At 65.7% G+C, this 21,184-nt stretch carries 20 protein-coding genes; 2 read left to right on the top strand and 18 right to left on the bottom strand.

Annotated elements, in window-relative coordinates; translation table 11 throughout:
* Nucleotides 1–150 precede the first annotated feature (150 nt).
* The 6 genes from LFT49_RS04870 to iolC are packed head-to-tail and all read right to left on the bottom strand — an operon-like array spanning nucleotide 151 to nucleotide 7,643.
* Nucleotides 151–1,164: a Gfo/Idh/MocA family protein gene (locus LFT49_RS04870; RefSeq protein ID WP_237429906.1), complete on the bottom strand. Its 1,014-nt coding sequence runs from the start codon at nucleotides 1,162–1,164 to the stop codon at nucleotides 151–153.
* Nucleotides 1,165–1,220: 56 nt separating this feature from the next.
* Entirely contained in the window at nucleotides 1,221–2,132 is a 912-nt protein-coding gene (locus tag LFT49_RS04865; protein WP_237429905.1) for a sugar phosphate isomerase/epimerase family protein, read from the bottom strand.
* A 25-nt stretch (nucleotides 2,133–2,157) separates the two neighbouring features.
* Complete coding sequence (locus LFT49_RS04860) at nucleotides 2,158–3,672, bottom strand: CoA-acylating methylmalonate-semialdehyde dehydrogenase (RefSeq protein ID WP_237429904.1); 1,515 nt, start codon at nucleotides 3,670–3,672, stop codon at nucleotides 2,158–2,160.
* Between the two features lie 31 nt (nucleotides 3,673–3,703).
* Complete coding sequence (gene iolD / locus LFT49_RS04855) at nucleotides 3,704–5,653, bottom strand: 3D-(3,5/4)-trihydroxycyclohexane-1,2-dione acylhydrolase (decyclizing) (RefSeq protein ID WP_237429903.1); 1,950 nt, start codon at nucleotides 5,651–5,653, stop codon at nucleotides 3,704–3,706.
* A gap of 32 nt (nucleotides 5,654–5,685) precedes the next feature.
* Nucleotides 5,686–6,621 carry a Cgl0159 family (beta/alpha)8-fold protein gene (locus LFT49_RS04850; RefSeq protein WP_237429902.1) on the bottom strand — a complete coding sequence of 312 codons (936 nt, stop codon included), beginning with the start codon at nucleotides 6,619–6,621 and terminating at the stop codon, nucleotides 5,686–5,688.
* Nucleotides 6,618–7,643, bottom strand: coding sequence for a 5-dehydro-2-deoxygluconokinase (iolC, locus tag LFT49_RS04845; protein WP_236801214.1), 1,026 nt, complete (start codon nucleotides 7,641–7,643; stop codon nucleotides 6,618–6,620). The genes LFT49_RS04850 and iolC overlap by 4 nt, the downstream gene beginning before the upstream one ends.
* A gap of 253 nt (nucleotides 7,644–7,896) precedes the next feature.
* Here iolC and LFT49_RS04840 point away from each other — a divergent pair, with 253 nt between their 5' ends.
* Nucleotides 7,897–8,256, top strand: a complete 360-nt coding sequence (locus tag LFT49_RS04840) for an ArsR/SmtB family transcription factor (protein WP_237429901.1) — start codon at nucleotides 7,897–7,899, stop codon at nucleotides 8,254–8,256.
* Nucleotides 8,256–8,738, top strand: coding sequence for an SRPBCC family protein (locus LFT49_RS04835; RefSeq protein ID WP_236821344.1), 483 nt, complete (start codon nucleotides 8,256–8,258; stop codon nucleotides 8,736–8,738). Before LFT49_RS04840 ends, LFT49_RS04835 begins: the two co-directional genes overlap by 1 nt.
* Nucleotides 8,739–8,747: 9 nt before the next feature.
* On the opposite strand, the gene LFT49_RS04830 is transcribed toward LFT49_RS04835, so the two are convergent.
* The 12 genes from LFT49_RS04830 to sucD form a co-directional block, all read right to left on the bottom strand.
* Complete coding sequence (locus LFT49_RS04830; RefSeq protein WP_237429900.1) at nucleotides 8,748–9,527, bottom strand: triose-phosphate isomerase family protein; 780 nt, start codon at nucleotides 9,525–9,527, stop codon at nucleotides 8,748–8,750.
* 28 nt (nucleotides 9,528–9,555) lie between these two features.
* Complete coding sequence (locus tag LFT49_RS04825; protein WP_236801211.1) at nucleotides 9,556–10,902, bottom strand: MFS transporter; 1,347 nt, start codon at nucleotides 10,900–10,902, stop codon at nucleotides 9,556–9,558.
* A gap of 104 nt (nucleotides 10,903–11,006) precedes the next feature.
* Nucleotides 11,007–11,774 (bottom strand): SDR family NAD(P)-dependent oxidoreductase, encoded by a 768-nt coding sequence (locus tag LFT49_RS04820; protein WP_237429899.1) that lies wholly within the window; start codon nucleotides 11,772–11,774, stop codon nucleotides 11,007–11,009.
* 57 nt (nucleotides 11,775–11,831) lie between these two features.
* Nucleotides 11,832–12,785 carry a 3-hydroxyacyl-CoA dehydrogenase family protein gene (locus LFT49_RS04815; RefSeq protein WP_236801209.1) on the bottom strand — a complete coding sequence of 318 codons (954 nt, stop codon included), beginning with the start codon at nucleotides 12,783–12,785 and terminating at the stop codon, nucleotides 11,832–11,834.
* Nucleotides 12,782–13,276: a ribose-5-phosphate isomerase gene (locus tag LFT49_RS04810; protein ID WP_236801208.1), complete on the bottom strand. Its 495-nt coding sequence runs from the start codon at nucleotides 13,274–13,276 to the stop codon at nucleotides 12,782–12,784. The genes LFT49_RS04815 and LFT49_RS04810 overlap by 4 nt, the downstream gene beginning before the upstream one ends.
* 10 nt (nucleotides 13,277–13,286) lie before the next feature.
* Nucleotides 13,287–15,008 (bottom strand): dihydroxyacetone kinase subunit DhaL, encoded by a 1,722-nt coding sequence (gene dhaL / locus LFT49_RS04805; protein ID WP_236801207.1) that lies wholly within the window; start codon nucleotides 15,006–15,008, stop codon nucleotides 13,287–13,289.
* Between the two features lie 44 nt (nucleotides 15,009–15,052).
* Nucleotides 15,053–16,051, bottom strand: a complete 999-nt coding sequence (locus LFT49_RS04800) for a sugar phosphate isomerase/epimerase family protein (protein ID WP_237429898.1) — start codon at nucleotides 16,049–16,051, stop codon at nucleotides 15,053–15,055.
* A 132-nt stretch (nucleotides 16,052–16,183) separates the two neighbouring features.
* Nucleotides 16,184–16,873 (bottom strand): GntR family transcriptional regulator, encoded by a 690-nt coding sequence (locus LFT49_RS04795; protein ID WP_236821340.1) that lies wholly within the window; start codon nucleotides 16,871–16,873, stop codon nucleotides 16,184–16,186.
* A gap of 118 nt (nucleotides 16,874–16,991) precedes the next feature.
* Complete coding sequence (locus tag LFT49_RS04790; RefSeq protein WP_236801203.1) at nucleotides 16,992–17,768, bottom strand: SDR family NAD(P)-dependent oxidoreductase; 777 nt, start codon at nucleotides 17,766–17,768, stop codon at nucleotides 16,992–16,994.
* 9 nt (nucleotides 17,769–17,777) lie between these two features.
* Nucleotides 17,778–19,127, bottom strand: a complete 1,350-nt coding sequence (locus tag LFT49_RS04785) for an MFS transporter (RefSeq protein ID WP_237429897.1) — start codon at nucleotides 19,125–19,127, stop codon at nucleotides 17,778–17,780.
* Nucleotides 19,128–19,353: 226 nt separating this feature from the next.
* Nucleotides 19,354–20,085: a FadR/GntR family transcriptional regulator gene (locus LFT49_RS04780; RefSeq protein ID WP_237429896.1), complete on the bottom strand. Its 732-nt coding sequence runs from the start codon at nucleotides 20,083–20,085 to the stop codon at nucleotides 19,354–19,356.
* 191 nt (nucleotides 20,086–20,276) lie between these two features.
* Nucleotides 20,277–21,179: a succinate--CoA ligase subunit alpha gene (gene sucD / locus LFT49_RS04775; protein WP_236801197.1), complete on the bottom strand. Its 903-nt coding sequence runs from the start codon at nucleotides 21,177–21,179 to the stop codon at nucleotides 20,277–20,279.
* Nucleotides 21,180–21,184 lie beyond the last annotated feature (5 nt).

Raw genomic sequence — 21,184 nt, 5'->3', positions numbered from 1 at the left:
TGGACACCATCCCAGTATTCTGCCCGCCCGGGACGGCGATCTCGTTCCAGTTCCCAGGGAACGCGTCTGGAATCACATCCACGTCGCCGGGGACCGGGTGTCAGAGGATGGCCAACTCCTCCCCCTTTCCCGCAGCCTACTTATAGCGGCCTACTTGTAGAGGTCGGGCTTGGGGTTCAGCTTTACGGTGACCTTTTCGCCGTTCTTCTGCGCTTCGACGCCTGCTTCGCAGCACGCAGCGGTGGCGTACCCGTCCCAGGCGGAGGGGCCGCCGATGTCGCCCTTGACTGCCGCGTCCACCCATGCCTGGATTTCGACGTCGTACGCCGGGCCGAAACGTTCCTCGAAGCCCGGGGTGACGTTGCCGCCCCAACGGCCGGCGCTGCGGGTGTACGGGCCCTTGTCGCCGCCGATGCTCACGATGCCGTCCTCAAAGGAGGCCTGCGTGGCCACCTCGTAGCCAAACTTGGCGTTGACGTAGATTTCGACGTCGGCCAGGACACCCGACTCGGTTTCGATCAGCACGTGCTGGGGATCGTGCTGGCCGTTCGGGGCATTGCGGGTGGCCTTGCCCAGCCGGACCTGGACGCTGATGATTTCCTCGCCGGTGAAGTACCGGATCGCGTCAAACTCATGGACCACGGAGTCGTTAATGAGCATCTCGTTGGTAAAGCCCGGGGGCGTGTTGGGGTTGCGGTGCTGGTGGTGCAACATCAGCAACTCGCCCAGTTCATGGTTGCGGATGATCGAGCCTAACGTGGCGTATTCGGCGTCGAAACGGCGCATGAAGCCCACCTGGATGCGCTTGTGCCCCAGTGCCACCTCGGCTTCGACAATCTTCCAGGAGGATTCGGCGTCGGGCGTGAGGGGCTTTTCGCACAGGATCGGGATGTCCCTGGCTATTGCCTTCAACAGGATGTCCTGGTGCAGGAAGCCGGGGGTGGCAATCAGGACGGCATTGACGTCGCCATTGTCGAGGGCCTCTTCGGCGTCCGCCAGGGCCACTGCGCCCGGGATGCCTTCGACGGCGGCCTGGGCGCGGGCGAGGTCGACGTCGACGACGGCGGCAACTTCGGCTCCGTGGATGCGCTGGTTGAGGCGTTGGATGTGGTCTGCGCCCATACGGCCTGCGCCGATGACGGCAACGCGGAGGGTTTCAGTCATTGTTCTGGTCCTTTGGGTTCTGGGACGGTGCCGTGCTGGCTGTCAGTGCTGGTCCGTCAGCTGACGGTCGTGCGGGAGCCGCAGGACAGCAGGTAGTTGCGGGTGCGCTTGGCGATGGGCATGGGAACGTCGAAGGCCACGGGGTACATATCCTGCTCCACGATGCCGAAAATGGGCCGGTTCAGTGCTTCCACAGCTTCGATGACCGCGCGCAGGTCCGGCAGGCCGTTGGGCGGCTCGGTCATGACGCCGGCCAGGTTCGCGGCGGCCCACGTCATATTTTGCTCGTTGACTCGTCTGAGGATCTCCGGGTTGATCTGCTTCAGGTGCAGGTAGCCGATGCGGTCCGGGTAGTTCTTGATCAGGTCCAGGCTGGAGGCGCCGCAGTATTCGGCGTGTCCGGTGTCCAGGCAGAGGTTGAGGTACTGGGGGTCCGTGGCGCCCAGCAGCGTTTCGATGTCCTCCTGCGCGCCAACGTGGGAGTCGGCGTGGGAGTGGAACTGCTGCTTCAGGCCGAAGTCCTCCAGCAGGGTCTTGCCCAGGCGGTTGTGCCCGGCGAACAGGTCACTCCAGGCTTTGTCGGTCAGGGTCCCGCTCTCCACCGCTTCGCCGGTGACGTCGTCGCGCCACATGGCCGGAATGACAACCATGTGCTCGCCGCCCATGGCCGCGGTCAGTTCGGCCACCTTGCGGGCCGGCTCCCAGGCCTTTTCCCACTGGTCCAGGCCCCGGTGAAAGGCCGTGAACACGGTGCCGGCGGAGATCTGCAGGTCGCGCTGCTTAAGATCCTCGGCGAGGCGGGCTGGGTCCGTGGGAAGGTAGCCGTAGGGGCCCAGTTCGATCCACTTGTAGCCGGACTCGGCTACTTCATCCAGGAAGCGTTCCCACGGGGTCTGCTTTGGGTCGTCCGCGAACCAAACACCCCAGGAGTCCGGTGCCGTGCCGATGATCAGCTTGTTCTCAGTCATGACAGCGTTGTCTTTCTTCTGGGGATTAGTTGGAGGGGAAGTTGTAGGAGGCGCCGGAGGCGTGGTGGGTTTCGGGCCAGCGGGAGGTGACCACCTTGCCGCGGGTATAGAAGCTCACGCCTTCGGGGCCGTAGATGTGCTTGTCGCCGAAGAGGGAGGCCTTCCAGCCACCGAAGGAGTGGTAGGCCACCGGAACCGGGAGGGGCACGTTGATGCCGATCATGCCCACGGTGACGGAGCGCTGGAACTTGCGGGCGGCGGCGCCGGAGGAGGTGAAGATGGCGGTGCCGTTGCCGTAAGGGTTGGCGTTGATGAGCTCGATGCCGTCTTCGAGGGTATCGACGCGGACCACGACGAGGACGGGTCCGAAGATTTCCTCCTTGTAGGCGGTCATTTCGGTCTTGACGTGGTCGATCACGGTGGGGCCGACCCAGAAGCCGTTCTCGTGGCCCGGGACCACGAGGTCGCGGCCGTCCACGACCATGGCGGCGCCGGCGGTTTCGGCTTCGGTGACGATCCTGACGATGCGTTCCTTGGAGGCCGGGGTGATGACCGGGCCCATTTCGGCATCGGGCTCGGTGCCGTTGTTGACCTTGACAGCTTCGGCGCGTTCCTGGACTTTCGCGACCAGGGCGTCGGCGGCGTCGCCAACGGCCACGGCGACGGAGATGGCCATGCAGCGTTCGCCGGCGGAGCCGAACGCGGCGGCGGCGAGGTGGTCGGCGGCGTTGTCGAGGTCGGCGTCGGGCAGGATGATGGCGTGGTTTTTCGCCCCGCCCAGGGCCTGGACGCGCTTGCCGTGCCTGGTGGCGGTCTCGTGGACGTACTGGGCGATCGGGGTGGAGCCGACGAAGCTGATGCCGTCCACGTCGGGGTGGGTCAGCAGCCCGTCGACGGTTTCCTTGTCGCCGTGCAGGACTTGGAACACACCGTCCGGCAACCCGGCTTCCTTCCAGAGCTTGGCCAGCAGCAACGAGGCCGAGGGGTCACGCTCGGAGGGTTTGAGGATGAACGCGTTGCCGGTGGCGATGGCCATCGGGGCCATCCACAACGGCACCATGACGGGAAAGTTGAACGGCGTGATGCCGGCGACGACGCCGAGGGGCTCGCGGAAGGAGAAGACGTCGATGCCGGTGGAGACCTGGTCCGAGTAGTCACCCTTGAGCAGGGTGGGGATGCCGCAGGCGAACTCGACGACTTCCAGGCCTCGGCCGATCTCGCCCTTGGCGTCGGAGAGGACCTTGCCGTGCTCGGCGGTCACGAGCTGGGCGAGTTCGTCCACGTGCGCGGCGACGAGTTCACGGAATTTGAACAGTACCGCGGTGCGCTTGGCCAGGGCGATGTCGCCCCAGGTGTCGGCGGCCTTGCGGGCGGCGGCGACGGCGGTGTCCAGGTCGGCGCGGTTGGCCAGGCGCAGGGTGGCGGATACGGCACCGGTGGCCGGGTTGTACACGGGCGTGGTGCGGTCGCCTTCGCCGGCGGTTTCGGCGCCGTTGAGAAAGTGGTTGATGACGGTGGCCTGGGTGGTGGTGGCAGTCATGGGACTCTTCCTTGAGTAGTGAAAAGTGCGGTTAGCCGAGCAGTTTGCGCTGGCGTGACTTGTGGTCGGTGTAGGCCTGGAAGGCCTGCTTGGTGGATTCCAGTTCGGCCACCTGGGAGACGGGGACGTCCCACCAGGACTCGGAGGACGGCGCGTCCAGCAGCGGATCTGATTCGACGTGGATCAGGATGGGGCCCGAGCCTTCCGGGGCGGCCTTGGCGTCGCGGACGGCCTGTTCGAGTTCTGCGATGACCTTCTCGCCGGGTTCGATCCGGATGACCTTCACGCCCAGGGACTGGGCGTTCAGGGCCAGGTCCACGGGCAGGGTCTCGCCCTCATCAAAGCTGTGCGCCTCTTCGTTCAAGGCCCGGTACTTGGTTCCGAACCGCTGCGAGCCGATGGATTCGGAGAGCGAGCCGATGGAGGCGAAGCCGTGGTTCTGGATCAGGACCACGATCAGCTTGATGCGTTCTGCGACGGCGGTAACCAGTTCGGTATGCATCATCAGGTAGGAGCCGTCCCCCACCATGACGACGACGTCCCGCACCTGATCCCCTGACCCTCCGGCCGCCGTCGTACTTGCCGCTTCGGCGATCACGGCGCGCTTGACGCCCAGGCCGCCGGGGATCTCATAGCCCATGCAGGAATAGGCGTACTCAACGTGGTAACCGAACGGGTCCCGGACCCGCCACATCTTGTGCAGGTCACCGGGCAGGGAACCGGCGGCGGAGACCACCACGTCGCGGGCGTCCATGGCCCGGTTGGTAGCGCCGATGATTTCGTTCTGCGCCGGCAGCGGGGTGTAGCGGGTGTCGAAGGCCTCGTCCACGGTGGCGTTCCAGCGCTTCTTCTCGGCCTCGATCTTCTGCTCAAGGTCTGCGCCCACCCGGTACCCGCCAAGGGCTGCGTTGAGCTTGACCAGTGCCTTGCGGGCATCGGCGACGATCGGAAGCGTGGTGCCGTGCTTGTAGGCGTCGATGGGGGCGACGTTGATGTTCACGAACTTCACGTCCGGGTTCTGGAAGGCGGTCCGGGACGCCGTGGTGAAGTCCTCGTAGCGGGTGCCGATGCCGATGATCAGGTCCGCCCCGGCGGCGATGGCGTTCGCCGCCGTCGTGCCCGTGGACCCGATGGCGCCCAGGGAGTACTTGTGGTCCCAGGGCAGCACGCCGACGCCGGCCTGCGTGTTGCCCACCGGGATGCCGGTCAGCTCCACGAACTTCGCGAGCTCATCGTTTGCGTAGGCGTAGAGGACACCGCCGCCGGCAATGATCAGCGGGCGCTTGGCGGCCCGTATCGCCGCGGCGGCGCGGGCGATGTCGTCGTCCTCGGCGTCGGGGCGGCGGATCCGCCACTCCCGCTCGGCCAGGAACTCCTCGGGAACATCGAAGGCCTCGGCCTGGACGTCCTGCGGCAACGAAATCGTCACCGCTCCCGTCTCGGCCGGGTCGGTGAGGACACGCAGGCCGTGGTGGAACGCGGAGAACAACTGCTCCGGCCGGTTGACGCGGTCGAAGAACTTGGACAGCGGCCGGAACGCGTCATTGACCGTCAGGTCGTAAGCGTAGGGCTGTTCGAGCTGCTGCAGCACCGGGTCCGCGGCGCGGGTGGCAAAGGTGTCACTGGGCAGCAGCAGCACCGGCAGGCGGTTGGTGGTGGCCAGCGCGGCGCCGGTCAGCAGGTTGGAGGAGCCCGGGCCGATGGAGGTGCTGATCGCGTAGGTCTGGCGGCGGCGGGTGTGCCGGGCATACCCCACGGCCTGGTGGACCTGGGCCTGCTCGTTCCGGCCCTGGTAGTACGGCATGATGGCCGGATCCAGCTGCTGGTACTGCTTCAGCGCCTGGCCCACTCCGGCCACGTTGCCGTGCCCGAAAATCCCGAACGTCCCAGGAATGAGACGCTCACGGAACTCAACACCGCCCACCGAGTCAACGGTGTACTGCTTGGAAAGGTATTCGACGACGGCTTGCGCAACGGTCATCCTGCGCGTTCCTGCTGTGGATCCCATGGGAGTTACTCCGATGCTTCTGCGGTGTGGTGAAGGAGGGAAGCGGCCGTGGCGACGGCGCCCGCGACGTCCCCGTCGGCGGGGTAGAGCAGGGTCCGGCCAACCGTGAGGCCCTGCACGCCGGGCAGGGCAAGGGCTGCCTGCCAGGACGCAAAGACCTCGTCTTGGGACCCGTCCGGGTCTCCACCCAGCAGGACGGTGGGCATGGTGGTGGCGGCCATGACGCGTTCCATCTCAGCCACCACCGGAAGCTTCATCCAGGTATACGCGCTGGTGGAACCCAGGCCCTCTGCGATCGCGATGGACTTGATCACCGCATTGGTCGACAGGTCGTTGCGAACCCGGCCGTTCTCCCGGACGGACAGGAACGGTTCCACCATGGCAATCAGCTTCCGCTCGGCCAGGGAATCGATGGCCTTGGCGGTCGCCTCCAGGGTCACCACGGTGTCGGGGTCGCCCAGGCAGATGCGGGTGAGCATCTTCCCGCCGTCCGCGCCCAGGGCCTCAAGGGCGGCGGCGGTGTGCCCGGTGAACCGGTCATCGAACTCGTTGACCAGCCCGGCCAGGCCACCGCGGTTCATCGAACCGAACACCAGCTTGCCGTCCAGGGTACCCAGGAGCAGCAGGTCATCCATAATGTCCGGGGAGGCCAGGACACCATCGACGGCGGGGTTGGCCAGCGCCATCTGCAAACGGTCCAGCAACTGGCGGCGGTCAGCCATGGCCACCGGGTCGTTGCCGACCGCCAGGGCGCCGCGGGCAGGGTGGTCTGCGGCAACGATGAAGTTCTGCCGACCGGCCTTGAGGCCGGGGTGGCGGCGGCGGGACTTGGCAGCCCGGGCCACAGCATCCGGATCTTCCAGGCGGATGGTGCTTAGGTGCTCGTAGCGGCGCGGATCGTCGTTCAGGGCACTGTCAGGGGTTAGGGGCGTGAGCGTCACAGTGCTGCTCCTTCGGTGGCAAGCTGGGTAACAGTGCCCGGAGCAGTAGCAGGGACATCGCGGCCGCGTTCGGCCAGCAGCGAGGTGACTTCCTCCGGCGTCGGCATCGCATCAGCGCAGGACAACCGCGAGGCAACGATCGCCCCAGCGGCATTTGCGTAGTCCAGGACCTGGGCCAGCGGCCAGCCGGACAGCAGCCCGTGGACAAAGGCGCCGCCGAAGGAGTCGCCGGCACCCAGGCCGTTCAGCGTCTCCACCGGGACGGGGGCGGAGACCGCACGTTCGGTGCGGGTCTTGGCCATCACGCCTTCGGGGCCGAGCTTGACGACGGCGATCTCCACGCCGGCGGCCAGCAAACGGTCCGCCTGCTCATCAGGGGTTCCCTCACCCACGGCCACGGCGCATTCCTTGTCATTGCCGATGGCAACAGTCACGTGCGGCAGGACCTTAGCCACCTCGGCACGGGCCTCTTCCTCCGAGGCCCAGAACATCGGCCGGTAGTCCAGGTCCAGGATAGTGAACTGCCCCTCGGCCAGGCCGGTACGGGGACGGGCCTCATGGGCGGCAAGGTGCGCGCTGCGGCTGGGCTCCTGGCACAGACCCGTGACTGTGGACCAGAAAATCCCCGCCTGGCGGATGGCATCAAGGTCCAGCTCCTCGGCCCTGATCTGCAGGTCCGGAGCCGTGGGGAACCGGCCGTAGAAGTACAGCGGGAACTCGTCCGTTGCCGGTTTGATCGCGCAGAACGTCACGGCCGTGGGCCAGTCCTTGACGGGTGTGACAAAGGTGTCGTCGACGTTGAACTTGCGCAGCTCGCGGTGCAGGTATTCACCGAACGGGTCATCCCCGGTCCGGGTGATCACACCGGTCCGGCGGCCGTGGCGGGCGGCGGCAACAGCGACGTTCGACGGTGAACCGCCCAGGTACTTGCCGAAGGAATTGACATCCTCCAGGCCAACCCCGATGTCGTTCGGGTAGATATCAACGCTGATGCGCCCGATCGTAAGAAGCTCGTGGGTCACGGGAATCGTTGACCTTTCTGGTGTGGAACGTCGGCCCCTTGCGGGCGGGACTTCCGGGCTTGCCGGCGTGGTGTGGGCCACAGCCATTACTTTGCCCCAGATCTAATGTCCTGTCAAAAGTTTGTACTGACATACTTACGCGGCAGGCTCGCCAGGCTTTCCCCTCGACTCTTGCGCGGCTACTGCAGCGGACGTATCATTAATCAACCGATAGGTTGATAAACAATGAGGTTGATTACTCGAAAGGCTCGACATGATCTCCGACGACGTGGCTTTGGACACGGCTTTCCTGGCCCTGGCCGATCCCGTCCGGCGCAGCATCATTGCCCGGCTGAGCAGGGGTCCCGCCACCGTCAACGAACTGGCGGAACCGTTCGAGATTTCCAAACAGGCAGTCTCGAAGCACATCCAGGTACTCGAGCAGGCGCAGCTGGTGACCCGAAGCAGGGATGCCCAGCGCCGGCCCGTGCACCTGAACCCCGCGCGGCTTGAGGCGCTTACCGCGTGGATTGACCAGTACCGGTTGGTCCGCGAAGGGCAGTTCCGCAACCTCGACGCGGTGCTGAAAGAACACGCTGCGGCAAGCGGCGGCCAATCCTCCAAGGAGTCATGATGAGCAATTCCCTGAAACTCAGCGTTCCTGAGGGCGTCCCCTTCATCGATTACGAGCGCGAGTTCGATTTCCCGGTGGCGGATGTGTTCCGCGCGCACAAAGAGCCGGACCTGATTGTCCAGTGGCTGGGCCCGCGGGGCATGAAAATGGAGATCGACCATTACGATTTCCGCACCGGCGGGAGTTACCGATACATCCACACCGGCCCTGACGGGGTGCCCTACGAGTTCCGCGGCATCTTCCACACGGTCCGCGAAAACGAGTTTGCCCTGCAGACCTTCGAGTTCGGCGGGTACCCGGACGTGGTGAGCCTGGAGTTCATGACCTTCGAGGACCTGGGCAACGGACGCACGCGGTTGCGGGGGCACTCGGTGTACCCCAGCCAGGAGGCGCGCGACGGCATGGCCCAATCGGGCATGGAAGGCGGCCTCAGCGAGGGCTATGAGCGGCTTGAGGAATTACTGGCGGGGGCCCGGGTCTGAGCCGCGGCCTTAGTTGCGGGTCTTGGCAAGGGCGATGGCTTCGTCCAGGACGCGGCCCAGGTTGGCGGCGTCGTGGGCGAACCGGCCCAGGAAGAGTCCATCCGCGGCCGGCAGTTGGGGCAGCAGCCCGGGGCCGGCGCTGCCGCCGTAAATGAGGGGGCAGTCTGCGCCCAGCTCAGCACGGATCTGGGCCAGGACTGAGTTGACGTGCTGTGGCGGGGCAGGTTCCTGCGCGCCGATGGCCCACACCGGCTCGTAGGCCAGGACCAGTCGGCTGAGCAGCGCGGCATCTCCCGCGGTGGCGGAGCGGACCTGCGCCACGCAAAAGGCGGCGGCAGCCCCGGCGTCGAGCCTGTCCGGCTCACCGATGCAGAGCAGCGGGGTGAGGGAATGGCCGACGGCGGCACGCACCTTGCGTGCCACCACGGCGTCATCCTCGGCAAAGAGTTTGCGGCGTTCCGCGTGGCCAATTTCCACGAGCGAGACGCCGAGTTCGGCGAGCATCCCCGGGCTGACTTCCCCGGTCAACGGCCCGTCCCCCCAGGCGCAGTTCTGCGCCCCAAGCAGCACGGGCGAGCCGGCCAGGACCCGGCCTGCGGGTTCCAGGACCGGAAAGGACGGGATGACGAAGACCCGGACGGGCTGATTCCCAGCCAGTCCTGGTCTCTCGTCCACAATGGAGCGCACCTCCGACAGCCAGCGCAGGCTTGCCTGGTAGCCCAGGTACATTTTGGTGCTGACACCGATGTAGAGGGTGCCGCTGCCTGCGTTGCTGCCGGAGGTGCTCATGGATTCCTTGCGTGGATGGTGGGCCCGCTCAGTCGAGCAGGTCGTCGGCCTTGTTCTTGAAGCGCCGGGTGGCGAACATCATCGCCGCCGCGACGAATGGCAGGACACCCAGGGCATAGACGCCCATGGAGCCGGTGGGCGATTGGGTCGCCTCGTTGACGGCAGTCCGGAGGATCGGCGCCACGAAGCCGCCCAGGTTGCCCAGGGAGTTGATCAGGCCGATGCCGGCGGCAGCAGCTGAACCCGCGAGGAACGCGGTGGGATAGGACCAGACCACGGGACCCACGGCCAGGAAGCTGCAGACAGCCAGGGTTATGAAGATCATGCCCAGCACCGGCTGGTGGTTGGTCCCCGCCCAGGCCGACCCGAAGATGCACAGGCCGGTGGAGATGAAAAGGATGGTGCCGAACTTCCGGCGCTTGGCTACGGTATCCGCGGCCTTGCCGATGAAGTAGCAGGAGAAGATGCCGAAGAACCACGGAACGGCAATCAACAGGCCGACGGCGAGCCCCACCTTCTGCCCGGTGAGGGAAGACACCTGCTGGGGCAGGAAGAACGTCACGCCATACACGGCGACCTGCAGGCAGAAGTAGATCACGGTGAAGTACCAGACGCGGCCGTTGCGCATGGCAGCGAGGATGCCGCGCGGACCGTGCTCATCCTTGATGTTGTCCTCAAGGGCCATGACTTCCTTCAGCGCGTACTTCTCATCGCTGCTGAGGAACTTCGCCTTTTCCGGACCATTGATCAGGAAGAAGAAGGCTGCGATGCCTGCCAGGACGGCCAGCATGCCTTCAACGAAGAACATGACCTGCCAGCCGCGCAGGCCGGGCACCTGATCACCGATGTTGATCAGCCAGCCCGACAGCGGGTTGCCGATCATCTGCGAGAACGGCTGGGCCAGGTAGAAGATGGCGAACATCTGGACGCGCACCTTGTTGGGGAACCATTCGGCAAGGTACATGATCACGCCGGGGAACAGCCCGGCTTCGGTCACGCCCAGGAGGAAACGCAGGATCACGAAGGACGTCTCGCCCTGTACAAAGGCGAAGCAGGCCGAGACGATGCCCCAGGTGATGGCGATGCGGGCCAGCCAGATCTTGGCGCCGACCCTCTTGAGCAGCAGGTTGCTGGGAATCTCGAAGATCGCATAGCCAATGAAGAAGATGCCGGCGCCCAGGGCGAAGGCCGCGGCGGACACTCCCTTGTCAGCTCCCAGCGCCGCCTCGGCAAAGCCGACGTTGGTGCGGTCCAGGAACGAAACGACGTACAGGATGACCAGCATCGGCATGAGCCGGCGGGCCGCCTTGAAGATCGCGGACTTCAGGACCGGACGGGCCAGAAGCTCCTTGGATGTTGCGGTGGTTTCGGACACAACACTCTCCTTCGAGTGGTGATGTTGGTGGTACCAGGGGGCCGGCGGCCCGCTGGCTTAGTGGGTGGCGCCCGGCCTTTCAATTTGGCCGGGAAGGCGCGCCGTTAGTGCATGTAGAGTCCGCCGTCGACGTTCAGTGTCTGGCCGGAGATGTAGCCTGAGTCTTCGCCGATCAGGAAGGAGATGGCTGCCGCCACGTCGCGGGGGCTGCCCACCCGGTTCACCACCAGGTCCTTGACCAACTCATCCTTGCGTTCCTCACTGAGAGTGCCGCCCATGATGTCGGTGTCAATCGGGCCCGGTGAAATGGCGTTGACCGTGATGTCGTACTCCCCCAGTTCCCGGGCGGTGGCACGGGTCAGGCCGATGACGCCGGCCTTCGCCACCGAGTACGGGGTCTTGCTGAAGGTTCCGCCGCCGCGCTGGGCGGAGACCGAGGAGATGTTGACAATCCGTCCCAGCCGGTTCTTGACCATCGACTCGGCGGCCCGGCGGGTGGCGTAGTGGACACCGTTCAGGTTGATGTTGATGACGCGGTCCCACTCGGCGCCGTCGAGTTCGAGGTAGGGCACCGGGGAGCTGACGCCTGCGATGTTGGCCAGCGCCACCAGCTGCGGCAGTTCCGCTTCGATCTCGTCGATCGCGGCCCGGACCGATGCTTCGTCGGCAATGTTTGCGCCGGCGCCATGGGCTTTGACGCCGTGCTTTTCCGCCAGTTCCTTGGCCACCGCTTTGCAGGCCGCGTCATCGAGGTCGATCACGCCGATGTTCCAGCCGCGCTCGGCCAGGTAGTCGGCGGTGGCACGGCCGATGCCGCGCTCGGAGACGGCGCCGGTGACGATCACCGTGCGGTCTGCGGGAAATGCTGTCATGAAGTGTTCCTTCTAAAGGGGGTGGTTTTGGTCCCGGAAAGCGCTAGTCCGCAAAACTCAGGACAGCGGGGCCGGGCCCAGTTCCTCGATGAGCTTCTGCATGGCGACGTACGCCTTGTTCCGGTAGGCAACCAGGGCTGCGGTGCGGTCTGCGGGGACGTCAAGGAAGCCGGAGCCGGTCTTGGTGCCGAGCTGGCCGGCGTCGACCTTTTCCTGCAGGATCTTCGGGGTGGCGAACCGCTCCGGGAAGCCGGTCTGCAGCGACTTGTAGCAGAAGGCGTAGACATCCAGCCCTGCCATGTCGGCGATGGCGAAGGGGCCGAAGAAGGGCAGCCGGAAACCGAAGGTGGTACGAACCAGGGTGTCCACGTCCTCCGCGCTGGCGATGCCTTCCTCCACCACCTGCGCGGCCTCGTGGAAGAGGGCGTACTGGAGCCGGTTCAGCACGAAGCCGGTGACGTCCTTGACGGTGGCGGTTTCCTTGCCGGTCTCCCCCACGATGGTGCGCGCGGCCTGGACGGTGGCCTCGGAGGTTCCTTCGTGCGGGATGACTTCCACGCCGGGGATGAACGGTGCCGGGTTGGAGAAGTGGACGCCCAGGAACCGCTCCGGGTTTTCCACTACCTCGGCCAGTTTGGCGATGGAGATGGTGGAGGTGTTGGAACCGATGATCGCGTCGGGGCGCGCTGCGGCGCTGATCCGGCTCAGGGTGGCGTGCTTGATTTCGAGGACTTCGGGCACGGCCTCCTCGATGTACTCAGCGCCGGCCACTGCTTCCTCGATGTCCTTGGCGGCCCAGAGGTTTTCCTTGAGCAGGTCCGTGGCGTTGGCCGGGAAGAGGCCTGCGGCGACGAACTCGTCGGATTCCTTCAGCAGCCGCTCGTAGTTGCTCTGGGCGATCTCGGCGGAGACGTCGGCCAGCGCGACGCGGGCTCCTGCGAGTGCCAGGACCTGGGCGATACCGCCGCCCATGTAGCCTGAGCCAACGACGGCGATGTTACGGGTGCTCATTTGTCCTCAAGTCCTTCCGACGCGTCCTCGTAGGAGGAGATGGCGTCTACTTTTGCCGCGGATGCGGAGTTTTCGTCGAAGCGGTAGTCCAGCCACTCGCCCACAAGTTTCTTGGCGAGCTCCAAGCCGATGACGCGCTGGCCCATGGTCAGAACCTGGGCGTTGTTGGACAGTACGGAGCGTTCCACCGAGTAGCTGTCGTGGGCGGTGACCGCGCGGATGCCCGGTACTTTGTTGGCAGAAATAGCGACGCCCAGGCCGGTGCCGCAGATCAGGAGGGCGCGGTCCGCTTCGCCGGCGGCCACCTTGCGGGCGGCGGCGACGGCCAGGTGGGGGTACGCGGTGGCATCGTTGGATGCCACTCCCACATCCTCTACCGAGGCAACGCGGGGGTCCGCCTCCAGCAGTTCGCGCAGGGCGTTCTTGTATTCCACGCCGGCTTCGTCGTTGCCGACGACGATGCGCCAGCCTGGCTGGGTGTTCTCGGTCATGATGTTCTCCTTAGGAGCTTTCGATGGTGGCGGCGTAGTCGGCCACCCTGCGGGCGATGAGTCCGAAGGACACGGCTCCTGGGTCCGGGTGGCCCAGGCTCTTTTCCGCCAGCGGCCGGGCCCGGCCCTTTTTCGGGCTGAGCTCTGCAGTTGCGTCAGCGGCCTTTGCCGCCGCCTCCGCTGCTGTGCGAAGGCTGGCAGCCAGGCTGCCGCCGTCGTCAATTGCCTTGCTGAACGTTTCGGCGAACGGAAGCAGCGCGTCCACCATGGTCTTGTCCCCCGCTTCCGCCTTGCCCAGGGTGATGATGGCGTCGCGGAGGGCGTTGACGGCCGCCGCTGCGTCGGCGGCAGTGTAGGAGTCCTTGCTGCCAAGGGTCTTTCCGACGGCGGTGACGGCGGCGCCCCAGAGGGCCCCGGAGGTGCCTCCCGCGCGTTCTGCCCACTGCTCCCCCGCCGCCGCGAGGAGTTCCTCGAGCCCTGCGCCGGCAGCGTGGGACTTTTCGGCCGCGGCAACGGCGGCATCAACACCGCGGCGCATGCCAATGCCGTGGTCACCGTCCCCGGCGATGGCGTCCAGCTTGCCCAACGCCTCTTCGTGTTCGACGACGACGGCCTGGGCTTCCTTCAGCGCGTCCAGTGCCGTGGCGGCCAGGGCAGTTGACGCGGGGGTGGCAGCCAGCGTCGGCTCGGTTCCGGCCTCCTCAAGGGACTCCACGGACCGTGCACGCCGGGGAGCCAGGTTGCCCTTGCGGAAGGCGGGGGTGTCAGCCGGCGCGGACCAGAACTTTTCCAGTTCCCCGTCCAGCCAGAACAGCGTCAGGGACAGGCCGGACATGTCCAGGCTGGTCACCAGTTCACCGCATTCGGGCTCCACGATCTCCAGCCCGGCCTCGGTGAGCAGTGCCTCGATCTTGCCGAACAGCAGGAACAGTTCGTCGTACTTCACCGTGCCCAGGCCGTTGAGGATGGGCACCACACGGCGGCCCGCGGTTTCCGGCTTGTCCTTCAGCAGCCCGTCCACCAGCAGCTGCGCAAGCTCGCTGGCGCTGGGCAGGGGCTGCTCGGAGATCCCGGGTTCGCCGTGGATACCGAGCCCCACGGACATCATGCCCTCCGGCACCGTGAACAGGGGCTCACCTGCGCCGGGGAGGGTACAGCCAGCAAAGGCAACTCCCAGCGAACGGGTGTGGTGGTTGGCCTTGATGGCGAGCCGCTCCACCTCGTCCAGGTCCAGGCCGGCCTCCGCTGCCGCCCCGGCCACCTTGAAGACCGTGAGGTCGCCGGCGATGCCTCGGCGCTTGCCGATCTCTTCCAGCGGAGCGCTGGCGATATCATCGGTGACCAGGACGGTCCGGGTTTCGATGCCCTCGGCGTTCAGCTTGTCCTGCGCCTGCCCGAAGTGGAGCACATCGCCGGCGTAGTTGCCGTAGCTGAGCAGGACGCCGCCACCAGTCTGGGATGCCTTGGCAACGCGGTACACCTGCCCCGCTGAGGGGGAAGCGAACATGTTGCCGCAGGCACTCCCGGCAGCGAGCCCGGCGCCCACCAGACCGGCGAAGGCCGGGTAGTGGCCCGATCCGCCGCCGATGACCAGTGCCACCTGGCCATCGGGTGATTCGGTGGAGCGGACCACGCCGCCGTCAACGCGGGCCACGTACTGGCGGTTGGCGGCGACGAAACCGTCGAGGGCCTCGTCTGCGAACTGCGCTGGATCGTCAAATATCTTTGTCATGATTCCTCGTTGAACCGGTCGTCTCGGTTGGGATGCCTGCAGGCCTAGCGGGCAGGAACTGCCGCCGGGGTCTGGCGGCCCTGGGCCACCAGGCTGGTGCCCAGCTTGTAGCCCTCGCGCTTGGGCAGGACCTGGCGGCGCAGGTAGTCCTGGTTGGCCGCGGTGACGCTCAGGCCGTCGCCACCGTAGTGTTCGGTGCAAATGATGCCCTGGAAGCCGACGGAGATGGCGAACTGGAAGGCCTCGCGGTAGCTGATGAGGCCGGATTCCATGGGGGCAGGCATGGCCACGTACTGGTCCCGGGCCCGGTCCTCATCGCGGATGTAATTCTTGACGTGCCAGTAGTTGGAGTACGGCAGGGTCTTGTGCACCACTTCACGCCAGTCCTCGATGGGACGGTGAAGGCGGATCAGGTTGCCGAGGTCCGGGTTCAGGCCAACATTGGGCAGGTCGATGTCCTGAACCAACTGCACGGAGGAATCGGCCGTTCCCAGGTAGGTGTCCTCGTACATCTCCAGCGATACCAGGAGGCCGAGTTCTGCGGCGTGCTTGCCGACTTCGCGGATGCGGGTAACGGCGTTGTTCCACGTTTCCTTGTCCCCCACGGGGTCCTTGTGGCCTTCAACCGTCCAGAACCACAGCTGCTTCTGCTGTTCAGGGGTGATGGCCTGGTGCAGCCCGATCGAGACCACCTCGCAGCCGAGCTGCGCTGCGGCCTCCAGGGTGCGGTGGGTGTAGGCCAGGTTGTCTTCCCAGTTGGCCTCTTCGATCACGCTGCGGCGGATGGCGGAAATGGAAGGCAGTCCCAGGCCGGCTGCGGTGGCGGCGGACTTCAGCTCATCGAGGCGGGCGCTGGACAGGTCACCGGGGCGTACCCAGCTATCGGTGAGGTCGGCGTTGGTGAAGCCTGCGTCAGCGACTTCCTCGAAGACCTTCTGCCAGTCGCTGGCGGGCGCGTCCTGGACGGAGCTTCCATCGGGCTTGGTGCCCGGGAACTGCAGCAGGGCTGCGGCGATGGGCCAGTTTTCGGCGGTGTACGGCATTGTTCACTCCAGATTTAGAATCGCATTTCCTATAGGATCTACGTTACTTGTCCGCCCTGTCAAGGGGCGCTTTGTTATGCCTGCTCAAGCGCAGGTTTAGGGAAAAGGGGGCAGCGCAGCGGCTGGATACTGCTAGCTGCGCACTTCACTGTCATGCTGTGAGCGCTGTTTGACGCCCTCGATGTGTTCGATCATTTTCTGCCGCGCAAGTTCCGCGTCACCGGCCACAAAGGCTTTGAGGATCTCGGTGTGCTCCGCAATTGCGTAATCGGCGTCGGTCACGCCCAGGCCCCCGAAGAAGCGGAAACGCTGCACCTGACCACCCAATGCGTTATAGGCGGACAGCAGGAACTGGTTGTCAGCGAACTCGGCTATCAGGCGGTGGAAACGTTCGTCGGCTTCCCAGTAGGCCCGGAACTCGTTGAAGGACGGTCCCCGCGGGGCTGCCTTCAGGTCCTCGATGGCCTGTTCCAGCTGCTTGGTCAGTTGCGGATCCCCGTGCTTGCAGGCCATGAAGGCGTTCGCCGGCTCGATGACCAGCCGGGCGTCCATCAGGTCAGCCAGCTCTTCGGGGGAGAACAGCGGCGCCACGCGGTAACCGCGCAGGGCCATCCTCCGGACCATTCCCGTAGCTTCCAGGCGGGCCAGGGCTTCACGGACCGGCGTCGGGGAAACGTCCAGTTCCCTGGCCATCCCGTCAATGCTGACGGGAGTGCCAGCCTCCAGCCGCCCGTCCATCAGGGCAACGAGAAGCGCCTCATAAACGTGGTCGGCGAGGACCTGCCTGCTGACGCCGCCGGAGGCCTGGTTCTTGGTTGCCATGTAGAAATCCTATAGCCGCAGAACGCGCGGTAGCGCGAGTGTGAAGGGCGCTGCCGGACCCGCCATGGTGCCGTGCGGACGGTTGCCGCACGGCACCATGCTGGACAGAAGCGTGGTGTCAGGAAACCTGCAGGCCGCCGTTGATGTCGTAGGTGGCGGCCGTGATGTAGCCGGCGTCCTCGCCAAGCAGGAACGCGATAAGTGCGGCCACTTCCTCGCGTGTTCCCACACGGCCCATCATGATTCCCTCGGACATCTGGGCCTTGCGCTCGTCGGTCAGCGTGCCGCCCATGATGTCGGTGTCGATCGGACCCGGCGCGATGGCGTTCACGGTGATGTTGTGCTCGCCCATTTCACGGGCCAGTGCGCGGGTGAACCCGAGGATGCCGGCCTTGGAGGCGCTGTACGCCACCTTGGAGTAGGTGCCGCCGCCGCGCTGGGCGGAAATCGAGGAGATGCTGACGATCCTGCCCAGTTCCCGCTCGATCATGCCTTTGAGCACCCGCTGCGACACCACGAAGGTGCCGCGCATGTTGATGGCGAAGACCTTGTCCCATTCCGCCACCGTGGTTTCCATGAACGGAGTGGGTGAGCTGATGCCGGCGAGGTTGACCAGTCCAACGATCGGCGGAAGCGCCTGCTCAATCTCGGTGATGGCGCGGTCCACCGATGCTTCGTCCGAGACGTCCGCGCCCACGCCGATGGCCTTGACGGCCCGGTTGGCACCGATTTCCGCGGCGGCGGCCTGGGCGTCTTCGGCGTTGATGTCGAGGATGGCGATGGACCAGCCCTCGCTGGCCAGGCGGTCGGCGGTTGCACGGCCAATGCCGCGGGCGGATGCGGCGCCGGTGAGGACTGCGGTGCGTTCTGCGGGGAATGCGTGCTGAGTTGTCATTGGTATTTCCTAGTGGGTTTCGGCGGCAGGAAGGGTGGCACCGGGGGCGGAGACGCCTTCGGGCCGCTTGCGTGCGTAAAGGTAGGTGGCGGCTGCGGTTATGGCGAGGCAGGCGGCCAGGAAGACCAGGCCTGACTGGCTGTTCCCGGTGGCATCCTTGAGGATGCCCACAATGTAGGGCGCCACGAAGCCGCCCAGGTTGCCGAGCGAGTTGACCATGGCCAACCCTGCAGCAGCAGCGGCGCCGGTGAGGGCCGCGGACGGCATGGCCAGGAACGGGGCGATTGCCGAGTAGATGCCCATGGCCGCAAGGGTCAGGAACACCATGGCGAGCACCGCGTTGACCGGCAGCAGGAAGCCGGCACCCAGGAGGCCGACGGCGGCGAGCACCATGCTGATGCTGGCGTGCCAGACGCGGTTGCCGGTACGGTCCGAGCGCTTGCTCCAGAAGTAGACGAACACGGCTGCGATGGCATACGGGATGAAGACGATGAACCCGACCTGGGTTGAGTCGAAGGTTCCGAGGGCCTTGACGATAGTGGGCAGCCAGAGGCCCAGCCCGTAGATCCCGCAGACCAGACCGAAGTACAGCGCGGAGTAGGCGATGGTGCGGGGGTCTTTCAGGCCTGCAAGGAAGTTGTGGTTTCCTGCCTTCTGCTTGTGCGCCAGTTCCTCAGACATGGTGGTGGAAAGCCATTCGCGTTCCTCCGACTTGAGCCACTTGGCGTGTTCGGGCCGGTCCGTCATGACGAAGGGCGTGATGATGCCCAGGATGATGGCGGGGATGCCTTCAAGGATGTAGAGCCACTGCCAGCCGTGGAGTCCGGCGACGCCTTCAAGGTTCAGGAGCATGCCGGACACAGGAGCGCCCAGGGCGTTGGAGATGGGCTGGGCCAGGATGAAGATGCCCAGCACGGTGACGCGCTGTGCTGCCGGGAACCAGAGGGTCAGGTAGAAGAGGATGGCGGGGAAGAAGCCGGCTTCGGCGGCGCCAAGCAGGAAGCGGATGATGTAGAAGGTGGCTTCGCCGTTGACCAGGAACATGGCCGTGGCGAAGATGCCCCAGCTGATCAGGATGCGGGCAATCCATTTGCGGGCGCCGAAGCGGTACATGCCGCCGTTGCTCGGAATTTCCAGCAGGGCGTAGCCCAGGAAGAAGATGCCTGCACCCAGACCGTAGGCGGCCTCGGTCAAGCCGATGTCCCCTTGCATGCCGAGCTTGGCAAAGCCCACGTTGTTCCGGTCGAGGTAGGCAATGAAGTAGAGCAGGACGATCAGGGGCATGAGCCTCCGGCGAACCTTGCGGAGGGTGGTCTCGCCCAGTTCGCTGAGCGCGGGGGCGGCGGCACGGGAGGTCATCGCGTACCTCCCGCTTTTGTTTGGGGACCCTTGAAAAGGGAATGCGCGCGCATGAAGACTCCTTTGGCTGGCGGCATTTTGTGGGGGATGGTGATATCAGATGTCTGATGTCTGACTGAGATTGTAGTCACACGGGAACGCGACCGTCAACACAGGGTCTTTCCTGAGCGCCATCGGGCGGCTCATGCAACGCCGCTGCCCCTGGGCAGGTGCGGCCAGGGGGCTTTCAGCCGGCGGTGGCTCCAGTGCGGCTGGACATGGCAAGGAACTGCTCGTAGTCCTCGAAGGTCTGGGTGATGTGCGCGTCCATGGTGGAACGGGCAGTGGCAGGATCGCCGGCGGCAATGGCAGCCAGAACCATCTTGTGGTGGTGGATGGCGTGGCGCTGCACATCCGGGAAGGCCGAGGTCTCCCGCCGCATGGCATACAGCAGTGTGGACAACTGGCCCAGCAGGGCCGGCACGAAGGGGTTGCCGGAAGCGCGCAGGACTGTGTCGTGGAAGGCGATGTCCGCCACGGTGAGGGCATCCACGTCCCCAGTTTGGTGCGCCGCTTCCATCCGGTCCACGCTTTCCTGCAGGGCGGCGAGGTCGGCGGGCCTGTGCCGGGAGGCGGCCAGTTCAGCAGCTCCGGTCTCCACCATGCGGCGGACTTCCAGCAGCCGCAGTGCTACCTGGTCGGAGGCCACTCCCCTGGAGGCCGCCTGCATAATGGCGTCCATGCCGGTCCATCGTTCCGGAGGATTGACGAATGTGCCGAGCCCGCGTTTTACGTAGACCACGTTTTGGGCCTTCAGGACGTTCATGGCTTCACGCGCCGTCAGCCTGCTGACCCCGGAATCCTTGGCGATATCTGCCTCGGGCGGCAGGGCGTCTCCGGCCTTAATCTCTCCGCTGAGGATGTGCTCAAGGACTTTGTCCACGACGGCGTCGACCAGGGTGCGTCGCTTTTCTGCCATCGTCTTTCCCCTGCCTGGGCACGCACGGCGCCCCTGAATTTGCCTTCCTCAACATTACTCGACGCGCCCGTTCACCCGCCGCCCGCCGTCGTCGTTCCATGCGGACGCTTGTTAAACAGCAAACGCGGGGCCTCCCCGTGCCGGTCCCCGGGAGGGACCGGGCCTGGGATGGCCCCGCGCCGTGCGTACTGCTAGAGGGCTGAGTAGACCTCGCGGAGCAGCTTGGCGGTCTCGGAAGGCGTCTTGCCAACCTTCACGCCGGCAGCTTCGAGGGCTTCCTTCTTGGCCTGGGCGGTACCGGCCGAGCCGGAGACGATGGCGCCTGCGTGGCCCATGGTCTTGCCTTCCGGAGCGGTGAAGCCGGCCACATAGCCGACGACCGGCTTGGTGACGTTGGCCTTGATGAAGTCGGCCGCGCGCTCCTCAGCGTCGCCGCCGATCTCGCCGATCATGACGATGGCCTTGGTCTCGGGGTCAGCCTCGAACGCGGCCAGGGCGTCGATGTGGGTGGTGCCGATGATGGGGTCGCCGCCGATGCCGATGGCGGTGGAGAAGCCCAGGTCGCGCAGTTCGTACATCATCTGGTAGGTCAGGGTGCCGGACTTGGAGACCAGGCCGATGGGGCCCTTGCCGGTGATGTTGGCGGGGGTGATGCCAACCAGCGCTTCGCCGGGAGTGATGATGCCGGGGCAGTTCGGGCCGATGATGCGGGTGACCTGGTTGCCATCGGCGTCCACCTTGGACTGGGCCAGGGCCCAGAATTCGGCGGAGTCCTGGACGGGCACGCCTTCGGTGATGACCACGACCAGGCCGATGCCGGCCTCGATGGCTTCGACGACGGCGTTCTTGGTGAATGCCGGCGGCACGAAGACGATGGAGACGTCGGCGCCGGTTTCAGCCATGGCTTCCTTGACGGTGCCGTAGACGTTGATTTCCTTGTCACCGTGCAGGACCGTGGTACCGGCCTTGCGGGCGTTGACGCCGCCAACGATGTTGGTGCCGGCCTTGAGCATCAGGGCGGTGTGCTTGGTGCCTTCGCCGCCGGTGATGCCCTGGACGATGACCTTGGAGTCCTTGTTCAGATAAATAGACATGGTGC

This window comes from Arthrobacter sp. FW306-06-A, assembly GCF_021870055.1.
In the GTDB taxonomy this organism is placed as follows: domain Bacteria; phylum Actinomycetota; class Actinomycetes; order Actinomycetales; family Micrococcaceae; genus Arthrobacter.
This window is presented reverse-complemented; position numbering and strand designations above follow the sequence as displayed.